General features: G+C 36.6%; 18 protein-coding genes. 11 read left to right on the top strand and 7 right to left on the bottom strand.

Translation table 11 applies throughout. The annotated features are described in order from the left end of the window. Nucleotides 1-57 precede the first annotated feature (57 nt). Genes ABID46_RS02600 through xerD form a run of 9 tightly spaced genes read left to right on the top strand, consistent with a single transcriptional unit; the run spans nucleotide 58 to nucleotide 10,197 of the window. Nucleotides 58-1,083 (top strand): rod shape-determining protein, encoded by a 1,026-nt coding sequence (locus ABID46_RS02600; RefSeq protein ID WP_354506771.1) that lies wholly within the window; start codon nucleotides 58-60, stop codon nucleotides 1,081-1,083. A gap of 8 nt (nucleotides 1,084-1,091) precedes the next feature. Next, the gene (mreC, locus tag ABID46_RS02605) at nucleotides 1,092-1,949 is read left to right on the top strand and encodes a rod shape-determining protein MreC (RefSeq protein ID WP_354506773.1); all 858 of its coding nucleotides are present in this window, start codon (nucleotides 1,092-1,094) and stop codon (nucleotides 1,947-1,949) included. Further along, a complete protein-coding gene (locus tag ABID46_RS02610) occupies nucleotides 1,936-2,451 on the top strand; it encodes a rod shape-determining protein MreD (protein ID WP_354506775.1) in 516 nt (171 codons plus the stop codon). Before mreC ends, ABID46_RS02610 begins: the two co-directional genes overlap by 14 nt. Then, nucleotides 2,448-4,376 carry a peptidoglycan D,D-transpeptidase FtsI family protein gene (locus tag ABID46_RS02615; protein ID WP_354506777.1) on the top strand — a complete coding sequence of 643 codons (1,929 nt, stop codon included), beginning with the start codon at nucleotides 2,448-2,450 and terminating at the stop codon, nucleotides 4,374-4,376. The genes ABID46_RS02610 and ABID46_RS02615 overlap by 4 nt, the downstream gene beginning before the upstream one ends. Beyond that, nucleotides 4,345-5,874 (top strand): rod shape-determining protein RodA, encoded by a 1,530-nt coding sequence (rodA, locus tag ABID46_RS02620; protein WP_354506779.1) that lies wholly within the window; start codon nucleotides 4,345-4,347, stop codon nucleotides 5,872-5,874. The genes ABID46_RS02615 and rodA overlap by 32 nt, the downstream gene beginning before the upstream one ends. Before the next feature lie 55 nt (nucleotides 5,875-5,929). Further along, nucleotides 5,930-7,240 (top strand): aspartyl protease family protein, encoded by a 1,311-nt coding sequence (locus ABID46_RS02625; RefSeq protein ID WP_354506781.1) that lies wholly within the window; start codon nucleotides 5,930-5,932, stop codon nucleotides 7,238-7,240. A gap of 51 nt (nucleotides 7,241-7,291) precedes the next feature. Beyond that, entirely contained in the window at nucleotides 7,292-7,729 is a 438-nt protein-coding gene (locus ABID46_RS02630) for a deoxycytidylate deaminase (RefSeq protein WP_354506783.1), read from the top strand. Beyond that, nucleotides 7,726-9,309 carry a S41 family peptidase gene (locus ABID46_RS02635; RefSeq protein ID WP_354506785.1) on the top strand — a complete coding sequence of 528 codons (1,584 nt, stop codon included), beginning with the start codon at nucleotides 7,726-7,728 and terminating at the stop codon, nucleotides 9,307-9,309. Before ABID46_RS02630 ends, ABID46_RS02635 begins: the two co-directional genes overlap by 4 nt. After that, on the top strand, nucleotides 9,310-10,197 hold the full coding sequence (gene xerD / locus ABID46_RS02640) for a site-specific tyrosine recombinase XerD (protein WP_354506787.1): 888 nt from the start codon (nucleotides 9,310-9,312) through the stop codon (nucleotides 10,195-10,197). Between the two features lies 1 nt (nucleotide 10,198). Here the strand turns inward: xerD and ABID46_RS02645 are convergent, their stop codons facing one another. Both ABID46_RS02645 and ABID46_RS02650 read right to left on the bottom strand, forming a co-directional pair. Then, nucleotides 10,199-13,021: a gluzincin family metallopeptidase gene (locus ABID46_RS02645; RefSeq protein ID WP_354506790.1), complete on the bottom strand. Its 2,823-nt coding sequence runs from the start codon at nucleotides 13,019-13,021 to the stop codon at nucleotides 10,199-10,201. A gap of 63 nt (nucleotides 13,022-13,084) precedes the next feature. Then, complete coding sequence (locus ABID46_RS02650) at nucleotides 13,085-13,582, bottom strand: DUF8465 domain-containing protein (RefSeq protein WP_354506792.1); 498 nt, start codon at nucleotides 13,580-13,582, stop codon at nucleotides 13,085-13,087. Between the two features lie 108 nt (nucleotides 13,583-13,690). Between ABID46_RS02650 and ABID46_RS02655 the strand changes: the two genes are divergently transcribed. Together ABID46_RS02655 and ABID46_RS02660 are read left to right on the top strand one after the other, a co-directional pair. Then, complete coding sequence (locus tag ABID46_RS02655) at nucleotides 13,691-14,812, top strand: hypothetical protein (protein ID WP_354506794.1); 1,122 nt, start codon at nucleotides 13,691-13,693, stop codon at nucleotides 14,810-14,812. Between the two features lie 14 nt (nucleotides 14,813-14,826). Further along, nucleotides 14,827-16,431: an FG-GAP-like repeat-containing protein gene (locus ABID46_RS02660; protein ID WP_354506796.1), complete on the top strand. Its 1,605-nt coding sequence runs from the start codon at nucleotides 14,827-14,829 to the stop codon at nucleotides 16,429-16,431. Between the two features lie 89 nt (nucleotides 16,432-16,520). Here ABID46_RS02660 and ABID46_RS02665 read toward each other — a convergent pair whose 3' ends face one another. From ABID46_RS02665 to rpoC, 5 genes are all read right to left on the bottom strand, one after another. Continuing rightward, on the bottom strand, nucleotides 16,521-17,819 hold the full coding sequence (locus ABID46_RS02665; protein ID WP_354506798.1) for a dihydrolipoamide acetyltransferase family protein: 1,299 nt from the start codon (nucleotides 17,817-17,819) through the stop codon (nucleotides 16,521-16,523). A gap of 51 nt (nucleotides 17,820-17,870) precedes the next feature. Next, on the bottom strand, nucleotides 17,871-18,758 hold the full coding sequence (locus ABID46_RS02670; RefSeq protein ID WP_354506800.1) for a T9SS type A sorting domain-containing protein: 888 nt from the start codon (nucleotides 18,756-18,758) through the stop codon (nucleotides 17,871-17,873). Nucleotides 18,759-18,880: 122 nt separating this feature from the next. Continuing rightward, nucleotides 18,881-19,663 (bottom strand): hypothetical protein, encoded by a 783-nt coding sequence (locus ABID46_RS02675; RefSeq protein ID WP_354506802.1) that lies wholly within the window; start codon nucleotides 19,661-19,663, stop codon nucleotides 18,881-18,883. A 231-nt stretch (nucleotides 19,664-19,894) separates the two neighbouring features. After that, complete coding sequence (locus ABID46_RS02680; protein ID WP_354506804.1) at nucleotides 19,895-20,197, bottom strand: DUF3467 domain-containing protein; 303 nt, start codon at nucleotides 20,195-20,197, stop codon at nucleotides 19,895-19,897. Continuing rightward, on the bottom strand, nucleotides 20,197-24,456 hold the full coding sequence (gene rpoC, locus ABID46_RS02685) for a DNA-directed RNA polymerase subunit beta' (protein ID WP_354506806.1): 4,260 nt from the start codon (nucleotides 24,454-24,456) through the stop codon (nucleotides 20,197-20,199). The genes ABID46_RS02680 and rpoC overlap by 1 nt, the downstream gene beginning before the upstream one ends. Between the last annotated feature and the right edge of the window lie 40 nt (nucleotides 24,457-24,496).

A 24,496-nucleotide genomic window follows, 5' to 3' on the forward strand; every position in this document is an offset into this window, starting at 1 on the left:
TTATAAATTATCTATTTTTGCATTCTCTTACCAATCAAATAAAGTTTTAGATTTTAAATGAAGTTATTTAATTTTTTCACGCAAGAAGTTGCGATCGATCTTGGGACAGCCAATACTCTTATCATACATAACAACAAGGTAGTTGTGGACAGCCCGTCCATCGTTGCCATTGACCGCAGAACCAACAAAGTAATTGCTGTTGGGGAAAAAGCGAAACATATGCAAGGTAAAACGCATGACGATATCAAAACGATTCGCCCGTTGAAAGATGGTGTAATCGCAGATTTCGAAGCGTCTGAATATATGATCCGTGAATTCATCAAACAAATTCCGGGTATCAAAGGAAAATTCTTTTCTCCTTCTTTACGAATTGTTATTTGTATCCCTTCAGGAATTACAGAAGTTGAGAAACGCGCTGTAAAAGATTCGGCTGCTCACGTGAACGCAAAAGATGTTCGATTGATTTACGAACCAATGGCGGCTGCAATTGGAGTTGGAATCGATGTTCAATTACCAAAAGGAAACATGATCATCGATATAGGAGGTGGAACCTCTGAAATCGCGGTTCTTGCATTAGGTGGAATTGTTTGTGACAAATCTGTGAAAATTGCTGGTGATGTTTTCACCAATGATATTGCGTATTATTTGAGAAGTCACCACAACTTATACATTGGAGAAAGAACGGCAGAACGTGTGAAAATTGAAGTAGGTGCTGCCATTGAAGATCTAGAACATGAACCAGAAGATATGGCGGTTCAAGGACGTGATTTGATTACTGGGAAACCAAAAGAAATCACAGTCAACTACAAAGAAATTGCACGTGCTTTGGATAAATCCATTTTACGTATCGAAGATGCAGTAATGGAAACTTTATCTCAAACTCCACCAGAATTAGCAGCAGATATCTACAACACCGGAATTTACATGGCCGGAGGTGGTTCTATGCTTCGCGGATTGGATCAACGTATTTCCAAAAAAACAGGATTACCTGTATTTTTAGCAGACGATCCTTTGAGAGCGGTAGTTCGTGGAACAGGTATTGCCTTGAAAAACATTGATAAGTTTACCTTCTTAATGAAATAATTCTCGGTATGCAATTCATCCTTAATCCCATTATCAAGAATGGATTGTTTTTGTTTTATATCGTACTTTCCTTGTTGGCTTTTTTGTTCACCTTTCGACAAAAGGTTTACCATAAATCGGTCATGGACAAAACAAGCACACAACTAAGTGGATATATTGACAAACGCATTTCCAACGCGACACAATTTTTTCAATTGAAGGATAATAACCGTGAATTGCAAACTGAAAATGCTCAATTAAGAACCGAAATAGAAAAATTAAAAGGCCAATTTTCTGCAAGAGATACTGTTCGTGGTCCAATCAGCAACGTAGCTTTTCATCAAACCTACCGTTTTCTTCCGGTTGAAATTATCAACAATTCTGTGCGTAATTCACATAATTATTTGACCTTGAACAAAGGAAGCAAAGATGGAATCAAAAAAGGAATGGCTGTCATTTCAAATAATGGTGTAATCGGCTATGTATCCAATGTGTCTGATAATTATGCTCGTGTTATGTCAACCTTGAATAAAAACACACGCACCACAGCTCAAATTAAAAATAACCAATACTTTGGTACTATTCATTGGGATGGAAAAGATCCTCGATACGTTCACCTAATGGAGATTCCAAAATACATAGAAGTCAACAAAGGTGATACGATTGAAACCGATGGGAAATCGTCAACAGCTCCAGGTGGAATTATGATTGGAACCGTTGTCAATTCCAAGATCGATGAAGTTTCAGGAGAATTGGATGTATTGGTACAATTGAAAGAAGATTTCTCAAGATTACGCTATGCACAAGTAGTTATCAATTTGGAGAAAAAACAAATAGAAGAAGTAGAAACCGACGATAAAACATTAGAAGAAAATGCTCAACCTTAGGTTTTTAATCAATATCGTCCTGATTGCCTTTTTGGTCATGCTGCAGGTTTTCATCTTCAGTAAAATGACCTTTAACCATATTGCGACTCCTTTTATTTACATCCTTTTCATTTTATTGTATCCGCCACAAAGAAATCGCTATTTGTTGTTATTTCTTTGTTTCCTTTTGGGATTGGGAGTTGATATATTTGAAAATACGGGAGGAATTCATGCATTTGCAAGTATCACCATTGGGTTTTTAAGCAAACACATCATCCCTATGGTTTCGGGAACTAAATTCTTTGAAATTGAAGAATTTAGATTTTCTGATTTTGGTGTTGGACAATGGATTGTGTATTCGATTCTGATGGTATTCATCCACCACTTTATTTTATTTTTCATTGAAAGTTTATCCTTCCAAAATTTTGGAGGAGTTATGCTAAGGACCGTTTATAGTTCTATTTACACGCTCATTTTTGTATTTTTCTATTTAATTTTGTTTAGAAAGAAGGCGGAGCGATGAGGAAGATCTATATTATCAATTTTTTTGTAGTGTTGGTAATAGCACTCTTTGTTTGGCGATTGTTTTTCTTACAACTTTCTACCGATCGCTACAAACTAAACGCCATCAATACATCGATCAAACAAGAAATCATATTTCCCAATCGGGGTGATATTTTGGATCGAAATGGAAAATTATTGGTAAGTACTTCTGCGAGCTACGAATTGGATGTTATTCCGGGTTTGATCAAAGAAGAATTTGATACAACGGCTTTCTGTAGCATGGCTGGAATTACCAAGGACTATTTTAAAGCAAGATTGAATTCGATTCGAAATGAAAAACATTTCCGTCCGCTATCGCCTTATCCATTAATTAAAAATATTTCCAGAGAAAATTACGCGCGTATTCAGGAGCAATTGTATCTCTATCCTGCCATGACGATTGTCAAACGTCCGGAACGAAAATACATGGTTCATTCGGCTGGAAACATTTTGGGTTACATCAACGAAGCAAACGAAGCCTATATCAAAACCGACTCTACCTATTACAAACCAGGAGATTTGGTTGGAATTGCGGGTGTTGAAAAATCTTACGAAAAAGATTTACGCGGTGTCAAAGGAGTAAAAAATTATGTTGCAGACCGATTGATGAAATCTGTTGGACCTTATGAAGACGGAAAATATGATGTAGCAGCCAAAAGCGGAAAAACCATCACCCTAACGATAGACTATGAATTGCAACAATATGCAGAGCAATTATTGAAAAACAAACGCGGTGCAATTGTAGCATTGGATCCTAAAACAGGTGAAATTTTAGCCATGGCTTCTGCTCCTACGGTTGATCCTAATTTGTATTTGAATTCCAAAACCCGAAATGCCATTTTACGCGATACGGTTTCGATGATGAATTATGATCGTGCAACCCAAGGTACTTATCCGCCTGGTTCCCCATTCAAAATGATGACGGCTTTGGCCGGATTGCAAATGGGAACCATGACAGCAGACTCTACCCGTTTTTCTTGTAAACATGGATTTCGTTATGGTCGTATGAAAATCGCTTGTCATTGTGGTCAATATTATCACCCAATTGCGGTTCGTTTAGCGATTGCAAAATCATGTAATAATTTCTTTTCAGAAGCCTATCGTGATATCGTGAACAAATATCCTGGAAAGCCAGACAAAGGCGTGGACGAATGGAAAGAAATTATGAATAGTTTTGGATTGGGCGTTTACTTGAACAATGATTTGGCTGTTGGAAGTTCAGGTTTGATTCCATCTGGAAACTTTTATAACAAACGTTTTGGGGAAGGAAAATGGACTCCTTACCAAATGATTTTTAACGCAATTGGACAAGGTGACATCACCACAACTCCATTACAAATGGCCAATTTCACAGCTGCCATTGCCAACAAAGGACATTTTTACACACCGCATATTGTCAAGGAAATTGATGGACAACCCAATAATGACCCAAGATTTAGAAAGCCTAAAAAAACATTGGTTGAACCTCGTCATTTTGTTCCGATTTTAGAAGGAATGGAACAAGTGTTCACATTGGGAACAGCAAGAGCATTTCGTACGAGTGCATTTACCCAAGCGGGGAAAACTGGAACAGCGCAGAATCCACATGGACAAGACCACTCCTTGTTTACGTTGATTGCACCTGTGGAAGATCCTAAAATTGTGGTGGCTGTAATTGTTGAAAACGGATATTGGGGAGCTCGTTGGGCAGCGCCAATGTCAACTTTGATTGCTGAAAAGTATTTGACCGATACCATCGAACGGAAAAGCATGGAACAACGCATGATCAATTCGAGTTTGGAAGGTGAATACAGAAAACAATGGATTGAATATTTAAAGAAAAAAGGTTGGTACGTAGAACCACCTAAGTCGGATAGTTTAAAAACAGAAAACCTTGAACCAAAGCAGATCGCTAAGAGGAATTGATTGGGTAACCATCATCATGTGTTTAATGCTCATAGCCTTTGGGATTATGAACATTTACAGCGTGGATCCAGACAAAGGAATCAAGCAATTGATTTTCTTCGGACTTAGCTTTTTCTTAATTTTTGGGTTGATTTCGGTTTCTTCTATTACCTCCAACTTTTTTGAAGTCTATAGTCCGTTTCTCTACATGGGAGCGGTGCTCATGCTCGTTGGAGTACTCATATTTGGACGGGAAATCAACGGTGCAAAGGCTTGGTTCGATTTTGGTTTTGTCAGTTTCCAACCGGCCGAAATTGGAAAACTCGGCACAGGATTATTGCTCGCCAATTTCATCAGTTCACCATCTATTGAAATGAATTCAAAACGAACCATCATCATCGCTTTTGGGATTATTGGAATACCTGTAGCTTTGATTTTACTACAGCCCGATTTAGGTTCTGTATTGGTTTTCAGCGCCTTTATCATCGCTCTTTATCGTGAAGGATTTTCAGGTTGGTATATTTTGGTACCAGTCATTGGAGGAGTTTTGTTTTTATCTTCCATCAGTTTTCCACCCTACTATGTTCTCACAGCAATCGGATTTATAACAGCAGTCATTTCTCTTTTCGTGATTGCCTTTACCTACAATCGAAAACTATTAAAGACCGTAATGGGTGTCCAATTAGGTTTGATTCTCTATTTTATCATCTTGTTTATTTTGGTCTTTTTCTTTCCATCAATGGGAGCGATTGAAGACGAAACTTCCAAACAATTCGTTACCCAAGAAATCTTAGAATTCAATGTGTTTTTCTATGGATTAATTGGATTATTGTTGGCAATCATTTCTTGCATTTCGATTTCTTATTTCATCTTAAAAGACAATTCTGAATCTGCTTATAAAATGTTGAGTTCGGAATTTGCCACCAATCAATCCTACGAAACAGGTATTATAACTGCCGTACTATTTATGATGATTACAGGAATCTCTTTGTTTTCTTCCATAATTTACACCAAATTACCAAAGCACCAACAAGAACGAATCATGGTGTTGTTTGAGGGAGAAAAGAAATACCGAGATACGTCGGGCTATAATTTATTGTATTCCAAAACTGCGATTGGATCTGGAGACTTTTTTGGAAAAGGTTATATGCAAGGAACAGTCAAAATGGGAAAATTCGTACCTGAACAATCTACCGATTATATTTTTTGTACCGTTGGGGAAGAATGGGGATTTTTGGGAAGTTCCATCTTGGTTATTTTCTATGGATTATTCATCCTAAGAATCTATCGACTGGCTGAAAATCAACGAAGTGTTTTTTCACGTTTTTTTGGCTATTCTGTCGCTACCATCTTTTTACTCCATTATTTCATCAACATCGCAATGGTTATGGGATTATTCCCAACCGTAGGGATTCCACTACCATTTTTCAGTTATGGAGGAAGTTCTTTATGGGCTTTTATTACCTTGATTACGATTTTCTTGATCTTGAATTACAAGGACAAACAAAGTTTAATTTAGAAGCTAGAATATTTTAAACTTCTCTAGAAGATTTTGTACATTAGATTCAATGTATTTGAAATCTAACTTACTCCTTCTTACGTTCATCATATGTTGCAATTTCGTATTTGCACAGAATTTCGATTTATTTCATCACAAAAAGAAAATCACGTTCAATTTTAAACACGTAGGCGGTCTTGTTATTGTCCCTGTTTCCATCAATGGTTCGCCTCCTATGAATTTTGTTTTGGATACGGGTTCGGCTTATACCGTCATCACCAATCTGGATGCGATCAATCATTTCAATTTAAAAAAAGGTAAGTCCATTACCATATCAGGTTTAGGGAAAGATAAAACGCAATTGGAAGCCTATTTATCCTATTCCAACGATATTGAAATCGATGATGCTCACTCTTCTTCTGTGAATATTGTATTGCTTTACGAAAAAGGCTTTGATCTAGGAACTCGTTTTGGGCTGCCCATTTTTGGGATTATCGGCTATGAATTTTTGAAAGATTTTGTGGTCGAAATTAATTACACAAAAGATCGAATAACGCTCTACAAACATGACCATTTTTATGCTAAAAAGAATTTGACCAAGTTTCATGAAATTCCCTTGATGATTCGTCAAAACAAACCTTATATAACCTTGGAAACTGAAATTGACCAAACAAAAATTCCATTGCAATTATTGATTGACACAGGAAGTTGGGAGTCTTTGTGGCTTTTTGAAAAACCTCACGAAAACATACAAGTACCCGAAAATTATGTAGAAGATTATTTAGGATATGGACTCAATGGTGAAATTCATGGGAAGCGTTCACGAATGGAAAAACTATGGATTGGCCCTTATGAAATAAAAAATTTAACGACTTCTTATCCTGATAGTCTATCGGTTTCTCAAGTCAGTCGAAATGATCGAAATGGAACAATCGGTTCAGAAATTTTGCAACGATTTACGACCATTTGCGATTTAGGAAATCGGAAATTATTTCTTCGTAAAAACAGCAAATTCAACGAAGCATTTCATTATAATTTAGCAGGTTTGGAATTGTATCAACCCTTTCCAGAATTGCCGTATTTGGAAGTTAGTTATGTGAGAGAAAATTCCCCAGCATACGAAGCTGGACTACGAAAAGGATATTCCATCAAATCGATTAACAAGAAGAAAATCAGCATATTCAACAATCATCCGCATTCTCCATCCAATCAAGTCTCGAAAATCGAAGAATTTCGTCAAATAACCCATCAAAATGAGACCATTTCCCTTCCAGAAATCATTCAATTGTTCAAAACCAAAGAAGGCCAATTGATTGAAATTGTCTACACAAAAGAGGGAAGTATGGTAGAACATAGCACAGAATTTCGTTTAAAAAAAGCCATTTAGACGAGTATAGATTTTACACTTCATCTGAATATTTCTAACTTGCAGCAGAATATGAAAGAAGATAAACAACGCAAATACGATATTGCCTATCTGAAAATGGCCATTGAATGGGGAAAACTTTCTCATTGTGAACGCAAGCAAGTTGGAGCTATCATAGTCAAGGATCGGATGATTATTTCAGATGGATACAATGGTACACCGACAGGATTTGAAAATCCTTGCGAAGATGAAGAAGGTTACACCAAATGGTACGTTTTGCATGCCGAAGCCAATGCTATTTTAAAAGTTGCTTCCTCTACCCAATCCTGCCGTGGAGCAACCTTGTACATTTCTCTTTCACCTTGTAAAGAATGTAGCAAACTCATTCACCAAGCAGGAATTACACGAGTGGTTTATTCGCAAGAGTACAAAGATAATTCTGGTATAGACTTTTTGAAGAAAGCCGACGTTAGTATTGAATATATTTCCGAAGCAGAACTATTTTCATGAGAACATTCCTCAAAATACTAAATGCTATTTTCATTGCACTAATCCTGATGATAATTGGATTTATGCTAGGCAGAAAGTATGACATTGCCTTAGATGAAAATGATAATTTAGTGGGATTGGAATACAGTGCCAACGAACAAAAAATCAGGCGATTGGTTTCTTTAATTGACAATCAATACATGGAAGATGTCAATACCGATAGTTTGGTCGACAATGTCATTAACAATATTTTGGGGCAACTAGATCCGCATAGCTCTTATCTGAGCAAAGAATTGTTGCAAAATGTTACCCAACAAATGACGGGTAATTTCAAAGGAATTGGAATTCAAGTTCGGAAAATCAATGATACATTGACCATAACCCAGGTTTTGGAACAAAGTCCTAATTATGGCAATTTATTCATTGGAGACAAAATTTTAAAAATTGACAGTCTCAATATTTTGGGATGGAGTTCAGAAAATGCACAAGCCATTTTCAAAGAAAAAGATATCGACAATATTCAATTAACCGTTTTTAGAGAAAACCAAGTCCAAGTGGTTGACGCAAAAAAAGGAGATGTTCCCGTTCCAAGTGTGGTTGCTTCCTTGAAAATAAACCAAGATATTGGGTATATCAAACTGGTTCGATTTGCTGAAAAATCAGCAGATGAGATGCATGAAGCTTTGAAAGATCTCAACGAAGAAGGAATGAAAACGCTTATCTTGGATTTACGAGGAAATCCAGGAGGAATTATGTCGGTAGCAGAAAAAATTGCCGATGAATTCCTGACAAAAAATGAACTCATTGTTTATACCCAAGACAAAGATGAAAAACGAAAATACATTTACGCAACCAATAAAGGTTTATTTGAAAAAGGGAAAGTCTATGTGTTAATCGATGAAGGTTCTGCTTCTTCAAGTGAAATTGTTGCAGGTGCTTTGCAAGAATACGGTCGAGCAACCATTGTAGGAAGACGTTCGTTTGGGAAAGGATTGGTTCAACGCGAAATCAATTTGGGTGATGGTACAAGAGTAAGATTGACCGTTGCGCATTATTATACTCCTTCGGGAAGATCAATTCAACGACCATATGAAGAAGGAAACAAAGCTTATTCAGAGGAATTGTATCGACGTGTAAAAAGCGGTGAATTGCATTACAAAGACAGCATCAAAATCAACAAAGATTTGGAATACAAAACGCCTTCTGGAAAAATTGTCTATGGTGGCGGAGGAATTATTCCCGATGAATTTGTTTCGGTGGACACTATGCAATTGAAAGGTTGGGTGCTTCAAAATGCCTATTCAGAATCCAATCAAAATTTCTTTTTCAAGAAAATCATGGAAAACCGATACAATCCAATTTTCTTCTCGCAAAAATTATTTTTGGACTATTATGATGTAACCCCTATTTATGAAGAATATTTGGGTGTTCTGGGAATTTTGGAGGAACGCCTTTCTGAAGAGGAAATTCAACTGATGAAGAATTTTATCAAATCTTCCATAGCCGAAGAATTATTTGGCGTCAATGCATTGTATACTGTTTGGTGGCAAGAAGATTCCATGATACAAAGAGTATTGGAACTTGAAAATATTCCAAATTAAATGGATTGGAAAGAAGTTTTAATTGAATATCAATCACATTTAAAGCTTGAAAAAAGTCTTTCGGCAAATACGCTGGAAGCCTATTTACGTGACATCAAAAAGCTTCAAAAATTTACCGATACAAAACCATTGCAAATCACCTCTTCTGAAGTAGAAGAATTTCTCTATCAATTTGCCAAAGAAAACTATACCGCAAGATCACAGGCTCGTTTGGTTTCTTCATTGAAGAGTTTTTTCAATTATGTACAATATGAAGAATGGCGAACCGACAATCCAGCAGAGTTATTGGAAACGCCCAAATTGGGCTTAAAACTTCCAGACACTTTATCGGTGGAAGAAATTGACCAATTGATTGCCGAAATCGATTTGGGAACCGCAGAAGGAGAACGAAATCGAGCCATTTTGGAAACGCTTTATGGTTGTGGGCTTCGGGTTTCGGAATTAACCGAATTAAAACTATCGGATTTATTTTTTGAGGAAAATTTCATTCGAGTCATCGGTAAAGGAAACAAACAACGATTGATTCCCATTTCGGATTACACCATCAAGTACATTGACATTTATCGAAAAGAAATTCGCGTTCATCTCCCCATTCAAAAAGGATTTGAAGATTTTGTCTTTTTAAATCGAAGAGGAAAAAAATTGACGCGAGTGATGATTTTCACCATCATCAAAAATTTGGCAGAAAAAGCGGGATTGCGCAAAAAAATAAGTCCGCATACCTTTCGGCATTCCTTTGCCACGCATCTTTTAAAAAATGGTGCCGATTTACGTTCCATTCAAATGATGTTGGGCCATGAAAGCATAACCACAACCGAAATTTATACTCATTTGGATGATACATCCATTCGAGAAGCTGTCTTAAAATTTCATCCGAGAAATAATTGAATCAATACCAACCTCGTCTCAGATGATTGATGATACTACTTAAATTAAAATTGAAGGTAAAACGAATTCTTTCCCAATAATTGTCCATCGATGGTTCAAATCCCAAACTGGATTGAATGGGTAAATAAAATTCCAAAAAATCGGGTATTACTTTAATTTTCAAGCCTGTATCATAAATAAATTCAGGATTTTGCAGTCGATTTTTGAAAACTCCCGCATCGGCATACAAATCAAATAGTTTCCAAATAGGCAATTCCACATTGGTAGAAACAATCCATCGATTGATGGTAAAATCAAATTTGGATTTGAAACCCGATTCTGCCAATACATATTCCTGACTTAGGACTCCGGAGCTTTCCGATCTACCTAATAAATTCAAATTGAAAGAATAATCCGACACATGACTGACCCCAAAATTGAAATAATCAGAATTAGATTGATTCTCCAAAAAGGTTCCCACAAACAGTCGTACGCCTAATTGCTTTTTGGTTGCAAACCGCCAACGATAATAAAATTCACCCATGACTTTTTGAAAAAAATTGGTCATTTGATAGGTAACCGATCCATGCGATTCGTGGATATAATCGGGACGCGAATAGAAATAAGTCGCATTCCACAAGCCATATTTTTCTTCGTGAGTTTGCGTTTCAAATTGAGGAACTTCTTTATCCAAATTATCGTAGGCAAAGATAAATCCATGTGATAAGGTTTCTCTAGGGTTCTTTCTAAAATTCAACGTTGAATACAAGGACCATTTGAGGTAGGTTAAATCTTGATCATAATGTTCGTATTTCATGGAACCACCCAATTTAATCGCTTGAAACCAGCCATGTTGCGGCATAAAGGTATTGGAAACAGATGCTCCACCTGCCAATTTACCTGTCCCTGTCGAAAACTTCGGAGAAAGATTCCATTCAAAAGGACGCGTTAGCAAAGATTGGTTGTGAAACCTCATTCCAATCAAAAATTTATCATAATTGTTCCAGCGGATTTGAGGATTGACGAAAATTTGGGAATACTCAGGATTTTCAATGTCGGAATACAATTTCAATTGCCATTTTTTGCCATTTTTAAACAAGCCTTTGGTTCGCAAAAAATTGTCTCGATCGTTGAATTCGGGCAATAAATAATTGGAATTTACTTCAATTTTATCATAATCCCCTTTGGGGAAATTTACGTTGATGTCTTTGGTTGGAGAAACATACCATTGTCTTTCTACTTCCATTTCATTTCGAAAAGCTGAAATTTGAAATGGTCCTTGAAATTCTGTTTGATTCTTTAGATGTATTTGAAGCGAATCTTCTGCATCTGTAAGTTTAACCAATTTGAAATTTATTTTATCCTTTTTGTCCACATAATCCTCAAAAAACCAATCCAAATCTTTGGAAGCATATTGTTGTAAAAACTGTTGAAAATCTGACTTTTGAATCCGTTTACCTCGATTTTGATTGGAAAAATTTTTAATTAAATGATCAAATTCATTTCCACCCAAATATTGATCAATGTAGTAAAAACTAATTCCAGTCTTGAATCCACTAATGGCAATTTGATTGAGATTGCTTAATTCGTCAAAATCTGTTTCAATAGGTTGATCATAATTTTGTCTTGCTAAGTACAAATACAAAAATTTGTATCGTTCATTCATTTTCAATTTGGACGCATGAAAATAATTCAGCGGTTTGATGCCCAAAACACTTAGTTTATCGGGCAATTGTCCCGCTAATTTCAACGTAGGATAATAATGATCTACGTACTTCATCATCACATAATATTGCAGTCCGTTTTTGATCCAATGATCTTGATTTTTGTTGACGACAAAAAGATGATCGATGTATTCGTACGCCAAAACTTGAAAAAGCTTCAAAGCATTTTTTTCTTCTTCTGTAAAAAGTTTCAACTCCAAAATCCAAGCATCCAAATCATCAACTCCTAAAAAATCTTGTTCTCTTTTAGTTTTGGAAGAAATGAATAATTTCCGCATCGGCAACGGGCCAAAATGGTCTTCCAAAAATTGAAGTTGTTTCGGAAGTAATTGGGCATAATGATCTTTTTGAATCGAATCCAAAGCATAGCCAAATTCGATCTGTAGATTTTGGTCAGCTGACTTAAAATGTTGAATATTTTCTGGTTTCGGAGTTAAGAATAAACGGAAATGTTCCATATTTTCTCCACGCCAAATCTTGTTTTCCTCAAACAAATCCGAAGCCATATCATACTCATCCAACTGATCCATTGTCAACTGAACATTTGTAGGATTGGCCGATAATTCTTCGAAATCTTGGTAATGTTGCAAAACCCATTTCCCTTTTTCATCTTGGGTTGCGGGCTGTAAAAAGAAGTATTTTAATAAGAACTCTTGTTGCTCATTGTATCCATATTTGGTAAAGACATCTTTGGGAATTTTCACTTCATAATTGGCCAACAATTGGATTCTTGTTCCTTTTACCCAAGGTTCCGATAGGTTAAGTTTGACAAATTCTCTTTCTACAATTTCATATGAAAGGAGATTGGAATTTTGGGAAATAACCAAATATTGAAGATGTCCTCTTTCTTCTTTTTCGGAGAAATGCAAAGCCCCTTTTCGGTCTTGAAGTTTGATTTCATTTAATCTAGTCAATCTACCCGAATAGGCATTGGCCCAAGCATGAATGTAAATTTCCTCAAGATCTTGTTGACTGGAATTGGTTAATTCGAAAGTTTGATAAACCGTTAAAATGTTTGTAGTTGGATTCAGATTCAAATGATAGGAAATACGATCCTTCTCTTGAGACAAAGAAATGATTGACATCCATATAAGCACCAATACAAGGTAGAATTTAGACATAGTCAAGAATCCGATTCTTGTAAAGTTGTTTTAAATTTCTTGGAATTGCAAATTTTTAACTTCTTAGCGAACTTTTACTTCGGTCGCGCCCAATTTATATTTCCGGAAGGAAGCATCGTAAATTTCCAAACCCGAAAATCGGGTCAAAAGCTTCATCATTTCTTCTTTTAATTTCCCAGAACCATGTCCATGAATGAAAATTAATTTGGAACGGCCTTCTGTTCGTGCTAATAGAATTTCTTCTTCTACTTTTCTCATTTGGATTTGTAGCATTTCATAATTGGACATATTTGCAAAGGAATCCACCAATTGCCCTATATGCAAATCAATTTCTTTGACTTCGGATAATGCCAATTTCTTTTGCTTTTTAGTCGAAATATCATCAGGAGAAATTTCCACTTTCTCAACTTGAAAACTTTCATCCAAAATCAATTCGCTTGGAGAAAACTCTTCTTCAAATCCAAATTCGTTCAACACAATGATAGTATCAGCTTGTATTTTAAGAATTTGACCTTTTTGATTGTCATCAATCACTCTTATTCTATCACCTTTCTTGAACATTTTGCAAAAATATTGAATTCTCTTACGGAAAAAAAATCTTGTCTAAATGTTAAAATTATTACTGATATGTATCATATTTTTAATTAAATTCGTGCAACACAAGAGGAAATGAGGAAATTATACGTATTAAATTTGAGCAAATTTTTATTTGTTCTAGGATTATTGTTGATAATTGGTTGTTCATCTGACAATGATCCAGGACCGACAGATGATGGAGAGGCAACAGAAGTATCTCCTGTAAATTACAATTTGGATGCTATGCCGTATCCAAAATTATCAGATTACAATCTTTTTAAATCGCCGATGAATAATTTGGATCCGGTCTATGGAGTTTTACCTTTTAAACCAGCTTCGGAATTATTTACAGATTATGCATCTAAAACTAGATTTGTTTGGATGCCAGAAGGAGCAAAAGCATCTTACAATGGAGATGGGCAGATTTTTAATTTCCCATCGGGAACCATTTTGGTAAAAAACTTTTATTATCAAAATATACTTCCTAGCAACACCAAAAAAATCATTGAAACGAGATTGATTATCAAAAAAGGATCTGAATGGATTTTTGCCAATTATGTTTGGAACAATGAACAAACAGAAGCCGTTTTTGATTTAGAAGGAAGTTTCGTTGACCTTGAATTCAGTCACAATGGTCAAACCAAAAATGTATTTTACCGAATTCCTTCTTCGGCAGAATGTATGACTTGTCATAAAACAGCAGAACATGCGATCCCAATAGGACCTAAACCACAAAATTTGAATTTCAATTTGAATTATGCAGATGGAACTCATAACCAAATTGATAAATGGGAGGATTTTGGATATTTGGATTTAGGAACGCCTGCAAATATCAATTCTATGGTGGATTATCAAGATGCATCCAAACCTTTGAATGACCGTTTTCGTTCATATGCCGATATTAATTGTGCACATTGCCACAATGAAACGGGTCATTGCAATTACTTACCCATCAATTTGACATTTACAGCAACGCAAGATCCTTCCCAATTAGGACTTTGTATTGAACCCAATATAGACATTAGTGGGTTTGTGGGAGTTCCCGTAACCCATATCGTTAAACCTGGAGACCCTATTTCTTCGAATATGTACCAACGCATCAAATCAACCGAAGAAAACATTCGTATGCCAATGATGGGTAGATCATTGCAACACGAGGAAGCGATTACATTAACAGAACAGTGGATTCTATCCTTGCAAGGGGATTGCAATTAATTAACAGACAAAACATGAGAAAAATTTTATTATCGTTGCTTGTAGCTTCCAGTTTAGTAGGAGCGCAAGTAACTTTCACATCACAAGGCATTTCGATGCCTGGCCAGCACAAAATGTGCGTGGTGGATATGAATGGAGACTATTTAGATGATATAGTAGCCGTTTCGTCCAATAGAATATACATCAATCAACAAAATGAAGATGACACCTTTACCTTGAAAGAACATATTACGAGCAATTCACCTTATATGCCTGGATGGTCATTGACTGCGGGTGATTTTAATGGTGACGGTTATAATGATTTAATGTATGGTAGTGGTAGCGGTGTAGCTTTCGCCATTTCGGACTTTTCAAGTTCTATGGGATACAATATCGTATATGGCAATCAATATGTTTTTTCGCAAAGAGGAAATTTTATTGACATTAACAACGATGGTAATCTTGATGCGTATATGTGTCACGATGTTGCTCCAAGTGTTTATTACATCAATGAAAACAATGTTCCGGTTTATCACCAAGGTGGTTTAGGTGACCATTCACAAGGTGGTCATTATGGATCAATTTGGGTGGATTACAACAACGATGGATTGATGGATTTGTTCATTGCCAAATGTGGAAGTACACCAGAAAAAAGAATCAATGAATTGCTTCGAAACAATGGAGATGGAACTTTTACCAATGTTGCACCAGAAGCAAATTTGGATAGTTCTTCTGAGAATTGGTCTACTGCATGGGGAGACTTTAATAACGACGGTTGGTTAGATCTTTTCAATGGAATCAACGCCTATATGCAATCCAATCCTGGTAGCCATGAATTGATGCGAAACAATGGTGATGGAACCTTTACCGATGTTACTGCTGGTTCTGGATTTGACAATTTCGACGGAAAAAGCCGTGAACACATAGCCTATGATTTCGATAACGATGGGTTTCTTGATGTTGCCGGAAACAGCAATTTAATCTTTTACGGAAACGGTGATATGACCTTCACTCCTGCAGATGCTCCATTTTCTGATGCTTCATTTGGCGATTTAAACAATGATGGATTTATCGATGCATTTGCGTTTGGAACCATTTATTACAATCAAGGAAATAACAACAATTGGATCAAAATCACTACCAAAGGAACCGAAAGTAATACCAATGGCATTGGTGCCAGAATTGAATTGTATAGTGAATTGGGAAAACAAATCAGAGATGTTCGATCGGGTGAAGGATTTGCTTTTATGAGCACCTTGAATACTCATTTTGGAATTGGAACAGATACACAGATTGAAAAAATCATCGTACGTTGGCCTTCTGGAATCGTGGATACCATTCTTCATCCTCAGATCAATTCTACCTTACATATTGTGGAAGGTGAGCATCAAATGGGCGTAACAGATTTAGATCAATTGGCATTTGCGGTTTATCCAAATCCTACAAAAGACATCTTGAACATTAAAACGGAAAGCACCAAGAATGCTTCCTTTGAAATTAGAGATTTATCGGGTGCTTTGCTAATGAAAGGTGATGCTTCATCTGGAAAAATCAATGTTCAATCTTTGAACAAAGGAACCTATGTGATTTCGTTTATCCAAGATGGGAAAAAGAAACATTCGAAATTTATTAAGAACTAAATTCCATTTTCATACTACCTCAAAAGGGTAGAAACAAAAAAGCTATCTCGTTTGAGATAGCTTTTTTTATACGAATTGATGGAATTACCTTAAACTGCGGTATTCATATCAAAAGCTTCTAAATATTGCGCAACGCGCTGTACAAACATTCCTCCCAATGCTCCGTCCACAACTCTATGATCGTAGGCATGAGACAAATACATTTTGTGACGAATTGCAATCACATCTCCTTGCGGAGTTTCAATGACAGCTGGTTTCTTAATAATCGCTCCAACAGCTAAAATAGCCACTTGAGGTTGAGGGATGATAGGTGTTCCTAAGGTATTTCCAAAACTTCCAATGTTGGTAATCGTATAGGTTCCACCTTGAATTTCGTCTGGTTTCAATTTGTTTTGACGAGCTCTATTGGCTAAATCATTGACTTGTTTTGCCAATCCAGCTAAACTATATTGATCTGCATTTTTGATTACTGGAACAATTAAATTTCCAGAAGGCAAAGCAGCAGCCATCCCAATGTTGATGTTTTTCTTTTTGATGATTTGATCTCCATTCACCGAAACATTGATCATTGGAAAATCTTTGATCGCCTTCGCAATCGCTTCAATGAAAATCGGCATGAAAGTAATCTTCTCACCGTTTTTCTTTAGGAAAGTATCCTTATTCTTCTCTCTCCATAAAACAATGTTTGTCACATCGGCCTCGATAAATGAGGTCACGTGAGGAGCGATTTGTTTCGCTGAAACCATATTTTGCGCAATGATTTTACGCATTCTATCCATTTCGATGATTTCATCACCACCCGAAATAGAAACTGGAGCAGCTTGAGGTTGAGCAATCGGCGCTGAAGCAGCAGCTGGAGCTGGCGCAACTTTACCTGATTTTTTATCTTCTACAAATTTCAAAATATCTTCCTTGGTTACTCGACCTTCCAATCCAGAACCTTGAATAGCATCTAATTCGGCAACAGAAATTCCTTCCGCTTGCGCAATTGATTTCACCAAAGGACTATAAAATTTTTCAGACGAACTTGTATCAATTGATGCTGTCGCTTGCAATGGTTTTTCTAATTCCGCTACAACTGTTTGTTCTACTGGAGCACTAGTTTCAGTATTAGCTTGAGGAGCTGAATTCGTATCGGTACCTTCACCTTCAATTTCTAGAATTGCAATTGGTTCCCCAATTTTGGCAATTCCATCTACATTTACCAAAATTTCTTTTAGTTTTCCAGCAACCGGCGAAGGAACATCTGAATCCACTTTATCGGTAGCGATTTCCACTACAGATTCGTCTTCTTGAATCATATCCCCAACATTTTTCAACCAGTTGATGACGGTAGCTTCCATAACGCCTTCACCCATTGCGGGTAATATCAATTTATAATCTGCCATAGAGATTTTTCGTTTAGTTGCACAAATCTACTAAATTCAAATTTATTTGCCCTATTGCAAAATGAATTTGATCGATTTCATCTGATTCTGAATTGATTTTACTCGAAGAATATAAATCCCAGTGGGAAGATTTTTAAAATCGACTTGATATTGAGTTTTATTACCGATTGATTCTTGACGAATTAATTGCCCTTGCGAACTAAATAAATCCAAAGATTGAATGGGAATGTTTGTTTGCAAATGTCCTATTGAATTGGCTACATAAAATTTCGTCTCCAACAAATTATTCATTTCTACATTTTTCATAACCGCATCACAAGAATCTTGCATATCACCGTCAAAATAAAACAAACTTCCATTTTTAAAAAAACAAGAGACTTGTCCTACACCAAAATAATTGGGATGACCACCAGGCGCAGTTACCAATGACAATGAACCCACTCCTTCTACCCAAATAGGTTTGGTCTGAATTTCATTTTGATTGGAAACTGAAGGCGAAAAAAAGTAGAATTTCGCCATATGATCATGTAAAATCGGGCGTGGTCTAATGGAATCCAAGGTATAAAATCCTCCATCTTCTGGAAATGGCGTAATGGGATTTTTCATTTCGATAGAATCTCCTTCTTGCATTGAAAAATTATACAAAAGATATTCATTTTGTTGGTTATTGATATGAGTCTTTAAATAAACTTTTTTTGAACTAAGTTCTTCTCTTAATAAGAATGTTCGAGAAATATAGTGATAGCCATCCAATATCTTATGATTTTGACCATTCACAATCGTATCACCATTGGTGTAATAAACATCTTTGAAACAATCATCTCCATAACAACTCAAAACCTGCCATTCGTTTTGATTGTCAAGCATAGGCGTATAGGATTGGGCTTGGGAAACACCTAGATAAACAAGGATTCCGAGCATTAAAAATAAAGTCTTCATTGTGTGTCAATTGAAACCTAAAGATACAAGAGAAGATTTAAAAAGGAAAATAAAAAAACTCCTTTTTAGAAAAGGAGTTTCGTTAATTATAAAAACTATAATTAAATGAAAAAACTAATATATTAGGAGCATTTTTTAAGAATTAATTGGGCAAATTTGATAGCTAATTCTTTGTTTTTTTCTGTGTCTTTGCTGATTTCAACTTGTACGTCAAATTTGACCCCATTGGAAATAACGGCTAATTCATTGGTCACGACATTCCATCGTGCGGCATCTCCCAATCCTTCAACATTTCGGTAACCTTCCGAAACTTCTTTGAACAATCCTGTGATAGCACCCGATGTTTTCTTCATGTTTTCTTTGTTTACACCCGCATTTTCTGCTTGTTTCACGGCATCTTCTACGTCAGAATTTTCAATTTTCCCGTCAATTAAATCATCGGTAACCTGATTGAGATCATCTAACTCTTCTTGTGTGATGGCTTTGTACTCAAAATCAAATTGTTTCATAGACATTTCGTCCAAGTTTCGAACAGAGACAAAATCGGATACTTCCGTTAAGATATTATAACTACCTATCTTTTCGGTTCTTTTATTGGAGAATTTATACCGAGCGTAGTTGAACAAAGGATTTTTTGAAGTCTGTTCTACATCAACTTCCGCTATATCCTTTGAAAATCCTGTCAATGAAACAACTTCATCTAAGGTCAATAATTCATCTAATTTTGACCCATAACCAAGTAAACACTTGTTTCCTCCTTTGGCTTCTGGATCTAAATTTTTGCTATTTCCAACAACAGAATTTACATCTAAATTTTCTTGGGTATTGTTGGCTGTTTTGGCATTATCTGAACAAGAAAATAAAAGTATTCCAATCCATACAATTAGCAGTTGTTTCGTTTTCATTTGGTATTTAGTATTAATTGTTAATCATCATCTATTAGTAAATATTACTCAAGACTTGCTCGAAACTATTTAGATTCATCCTCTAAAAGCTTTACAAATATCCAATGTTAGAATTCGGATTTTTTAAGGGATACTTCGGATTTTCATTTCGGGGTATTCCCTTAGAGATAAAAAAAAACCGCCTCAATGGAGGCGGTTTCGTTTATGTATTACTTGAATACTTCTTTGCAATTAAGCTTCACCCGGAGGGCCAAAGTTCATTGGCATAGATGCTTGTTGCGCATCTTTGATTTCTCCGAATTGAGATTCAAAACGATTTACGTTTTCAATCAAAGCACCAGCCAAACGTTTTGCGTGTTGAGGCGTCAAAATGATTCTTGACTTAACTTTCGCTTTTGGTACACCTGGCATTAATTGAATGAAATCAACAACAAATTCAGATGGTGAATGGTTGATTACAGCAAGGTTTGAGTAAATCCCTTCTGCCGTCTGATCATTGATTTCAATGTCTATGTTTTTCTTTTCTTCGTTCATTATAAAACTGATTTTGCGCTAACTAATTCTTCATATTCTCTATTGGAACCTACAATGATGGATTGGTATTCTTTCAATCCAGTTCCAGCAGGGATCAAGTGACCAACGATAACGTTTTCTTTCAATCCGTTTAAGTCGTCTACTTTTCCTGCTACTGCAGCTTCGTTCAATACTTTGGTTGTTTCTTGGAAGGAAGCAGCCGACATGAATGATTTCGTTTGAAGTGAAGCTCTTGTAATTCCTTGTAAGATAGGCTCAGCCGTTGCTGGCATTGCATCTCTTGCCGTAACTAAGTTTTTATCTTCACGTTTCAATCTCGAATTTTCATCACGTAATTCACGAGCCGTAATAATCTGACCTGGTTTCAAGCTGTCGCTATCCCCACCATCTTCTACGACTTTCATTCCGAAAATACGGTTGTTTTCTTCGATGAAATCATCTTTGTGTTCCAAGCTATCTTCTAAGAAACGAGTATCACCTGATTCCACAATTCGAACTTTTCTCATCATCTGACGAACGATAATTTCGAAGTGTTTGTCATCAATTTTTACCCCTTGTAAACGGTAAACCTCTTGGATTTCGTTTACTAAGTATTCTTGAACTGCTGTAGGCCCTTTGATTTTCAAAATATCTTCTGGTGTAATTGCACCATCTGACAATGGCATACCTGCACGGATGAAGTCATTTTCTTGAACCAAGATCTGATTTGACAATTTCACCAAGTATTTGGTTACTTCACCTGTTTTTGATTCCACGATGATCTCGCGGTTACCACGCTTGATTTTACCAAATGAAACCACACCATCGATTTCTGCTACAACTGCTGGGTTAGAAGGATTACGTGCTTCGAATAATTCGGTTACACGTGGTAAACCTCCTGTAATATCCCCTGCTTTTGCAGAACGACGAGGGATTTTCACTAAAATCTTACCGGCTTTAATTTTCTCACCGTCGTTAACGATTAAGTGAGCTCCAACTGGTAAGTTGTAGTTTTTCTCCTCTCCGCCAGTGATCATCACTTTTAAGGTAGGAATCAATTTCTTGTTACGAGATTCAGAGATAACTTTTTCTTGGAAACCTGTTTGTTCGTCAATTTCCAATTGGAAAGTAACCCCTTGTTCGATGTTTTCGTATTCAACTTTACCTGCAGATTCTGCAATAATAACCCCGTTATATGGGTCCCAAGATGCGATTACATCACCTTTTGTTACTTGTTGACCATCTGCAACTTTCAAGATAGAACCATACGCGATGTTATTGGTCATACGAACGTTTCCGTCAGCATCAATCAATTTCATCTCAGTTGAACGAGAAATTACAACGTCTGCTGGATTTCCGAATTCATCTTCTGATTTAACCGTTCTTAAATCTTCAAATTCAACACGTCCGTTTGCTTTTGCAATCAATGAAGACTGCTCAGAAACGTTACCTGCAGTACCCCCAACGTGGAAAGTACGAAGTGTTAACTGCGTTCCAGGCTCTCCAATTGATTGAGCTGCAACAACTCCAACTGCTTCACCTTTTTGAACTTTTTTACCTGTTGAAAGGTTACGTCCATAACAAGTTGTACAGATACCGGTTTTCGCTTCACAAGTCAATGGTGAACGTACTTCAACCATTTCAACTCCAGCTTTTTCAACTGCTTCAGCTTTGTCCTCAGTAATGATTTCATCAGCAGAAAGCAATTTCTCACCTGTATCCATGTTGTATACATCGTGCAATGAAGAACGACCTAAGATACGAGAAGCCAATGTTTCCACGATTTCTTCGTTTTTCTTTAAAGCAGTTGCTTCAATACCTCTCAATGTACCACAATCTTCTTCCATCACGATTACGTCTTGTGCAACGTCAACCAAACGACGAGTCAAGTACCCCGCATCGGCTGTTTTCAAAGCGGTATCCGCCAAACCTTTACGAGCACCGTGGGTCGAGATAAAGTATTCCAAGATCGATAATCCCTCACGGAAGTTAGAGACAATCGGGTTTTCAATAATTTCCCCTCCAGATGAACCTGCTTTTTGTGGTTTCGCCATCAATCCACGCATACCTGACAACTGACGAATCTGCTCTTTCGAACCACGCGCCCCAGAGTCAAGCATCATGTAAACTGAGTTGAATCCTTCTTGGTCTTCCGTCATACGCTTCATTACAATTTCGGTTAATGTTGCGTTGGTATTTGTCCAAACATCAATTACTTGGTTGTAACGTTCGTTGTTGGTGATAAGACCCATGTTATAGTTCATCTTGATATTCTCAACTTGATTGATTGCATCAGAAATCAAATCTTTTTTCTGATCTGGAATCAAGATATCCCCTAAACTAAATGACAATCCTCCTTCAAATGCATTTTTAAATCCAAGATCTTTCATTTGATCCAAGAAAGCTGCTGTTGTAGGGAAGTCCGTAATTTTCAAAATGTTGTTGATAATCGTACGTAATGACTTTTTGGTCAATACTTCGTTTACGTAACCAACTTGTTCTGGAACGATTTGGTTGAATAATACACGTCCAACAGTCGTTTCAATGTATTCTTCTACCAATTCTTCTCCTTTACGAACATTTGCTTTCAATTTGATTACAGCATTTAAATCAACTGCTTTCTCATTGTAAGCGATTTCAACTTCTTCAGCTGAATAGAACGTAATTCCAGAACCTTTTGCTGTTGGACGAGCTTTGGTCATGTAATATAGACCCAAGACCATGTCCTGAGAAGGTACGGTAATTGGAGATCCATTTGCAGGGTTCAAAATGTTTTGAGAAGCCAACATCAATAATTGCGCTTCCAAAATCGCTTCTGGTCCTAATGGTAAGTGAACAGCCATCTGGTCACCATCGAAGTCAGCGTTGAATGCTGTACACACCAATGGGTGTAATTGGATTGCTTTTCCTTCAATTAATTTGGGTTGGAAAGCTTGAATACCCAAACGGTGTAACGTAGGAGCACGGTTCAATAAAACTGGGTGTCCTTTCAATACATTTTCTAAGATATCCCAAACAACTGGTTCTTTTCTATCGATAATTTTCTTTGCAGATTTTACCGTTTTAACGATTCCTCTTTCGATTAATTTACGAACGATGAATGGTTTGTATAATTCGGCTGCCATATCTTTTGGCAATCCACATTCGTATAATTTCAAACTTGGTCCAACGACAATTACCGAACGAGCAGAATAATCCACACGTTTTCCTAATAAGTTTTGACGGAAACGACCTTGTTTACCTTTCAATGAATCTGACAATGATTTCAATGGACGATTACCGTCTGCTTTTACTGCAGAGGCTTTACGCGTGTTGTCAAACAATGAATCGACAGATTCTTGCAACATACGTTTCTCGTTACGTAAGATAACTTCAGGAGCTTTGATCTCCATCAATCTTTTCAAACGGTTGTTACGGATGATTACACGACGGTACAAATCGTTTAAGTCAGATGTCGCAAAACGACCTCCATCTAGAGGAACCAATGGACGTAATTCTGGTGGAATAACTGGAATTACTCTCATCACCATCCATTCTGGACGGTTTACGTGATCAACGTTAGATTCACGTAATGATTCTACTACTTGTAAACGTTTTAAAGCTTCGGTTCTTCTTTGTTTAGAAGTTTCGTTGTGTGCTTTGTGACGTAATTCGTACGATAAATCATCTAAATTGGTACGCTTTAATAATTCTTCTAAAGCTTCTGCACCCATTTTCGCGATGAATTTGTTCGGATCGGTGTCTTCCAAATATTGGTTATCTGCTGGAAGAGTTTCCAAGATATCCAAATATTCTTCCTCTGTCAAGAAATCCAAACGAGTCAACTCACCTCCTTCTGGAGCTTTTGCTAAACCTGGTTGGATAACCACGTAACGTTCGTAATAGATTACCATGTCTAATTTCTTAGACGGCATTCCTAAAACGTATCCGATTTTGTTTGGTAAAGAACGGAAATACCAAATGTGAGCAACTGGAACAACCAAATTGATGTGTCCAATTCTTTCACGACGAACTTTCTTCTCTGTTACTTCAACACCACAACGGTCACAAACAATTCCTTTATAACGGATACGTTTGTATTTTCCACAGGCACATTCGTAATCTTTTACAGGTCCGAAGATTCTTTCACAAAACAGACCATCACGTTCTGGTTTGTGGGTTCTATAGTTAATCGTTTCAGGTTTTAAAACTTCACCTCTCGACTCTTGAAGAATCGATTCAGGAGAAGCTAACCCGATACGGATTTTTGAAAATTTACTTGTTTTATTTTTTGCTGACATATTATATATCGTTTAAAGTTTAAGGTTTAAAGTTTCAAGT

Source organism: Moheibacter stercoris, from assembly GCF_040545805.1.
GTDB lineage: Bacteria > Bacteroidota > Bacteroidia > Flavobacteriales > Weeksellaceae > Moheibacter > Moheibacter stercoris.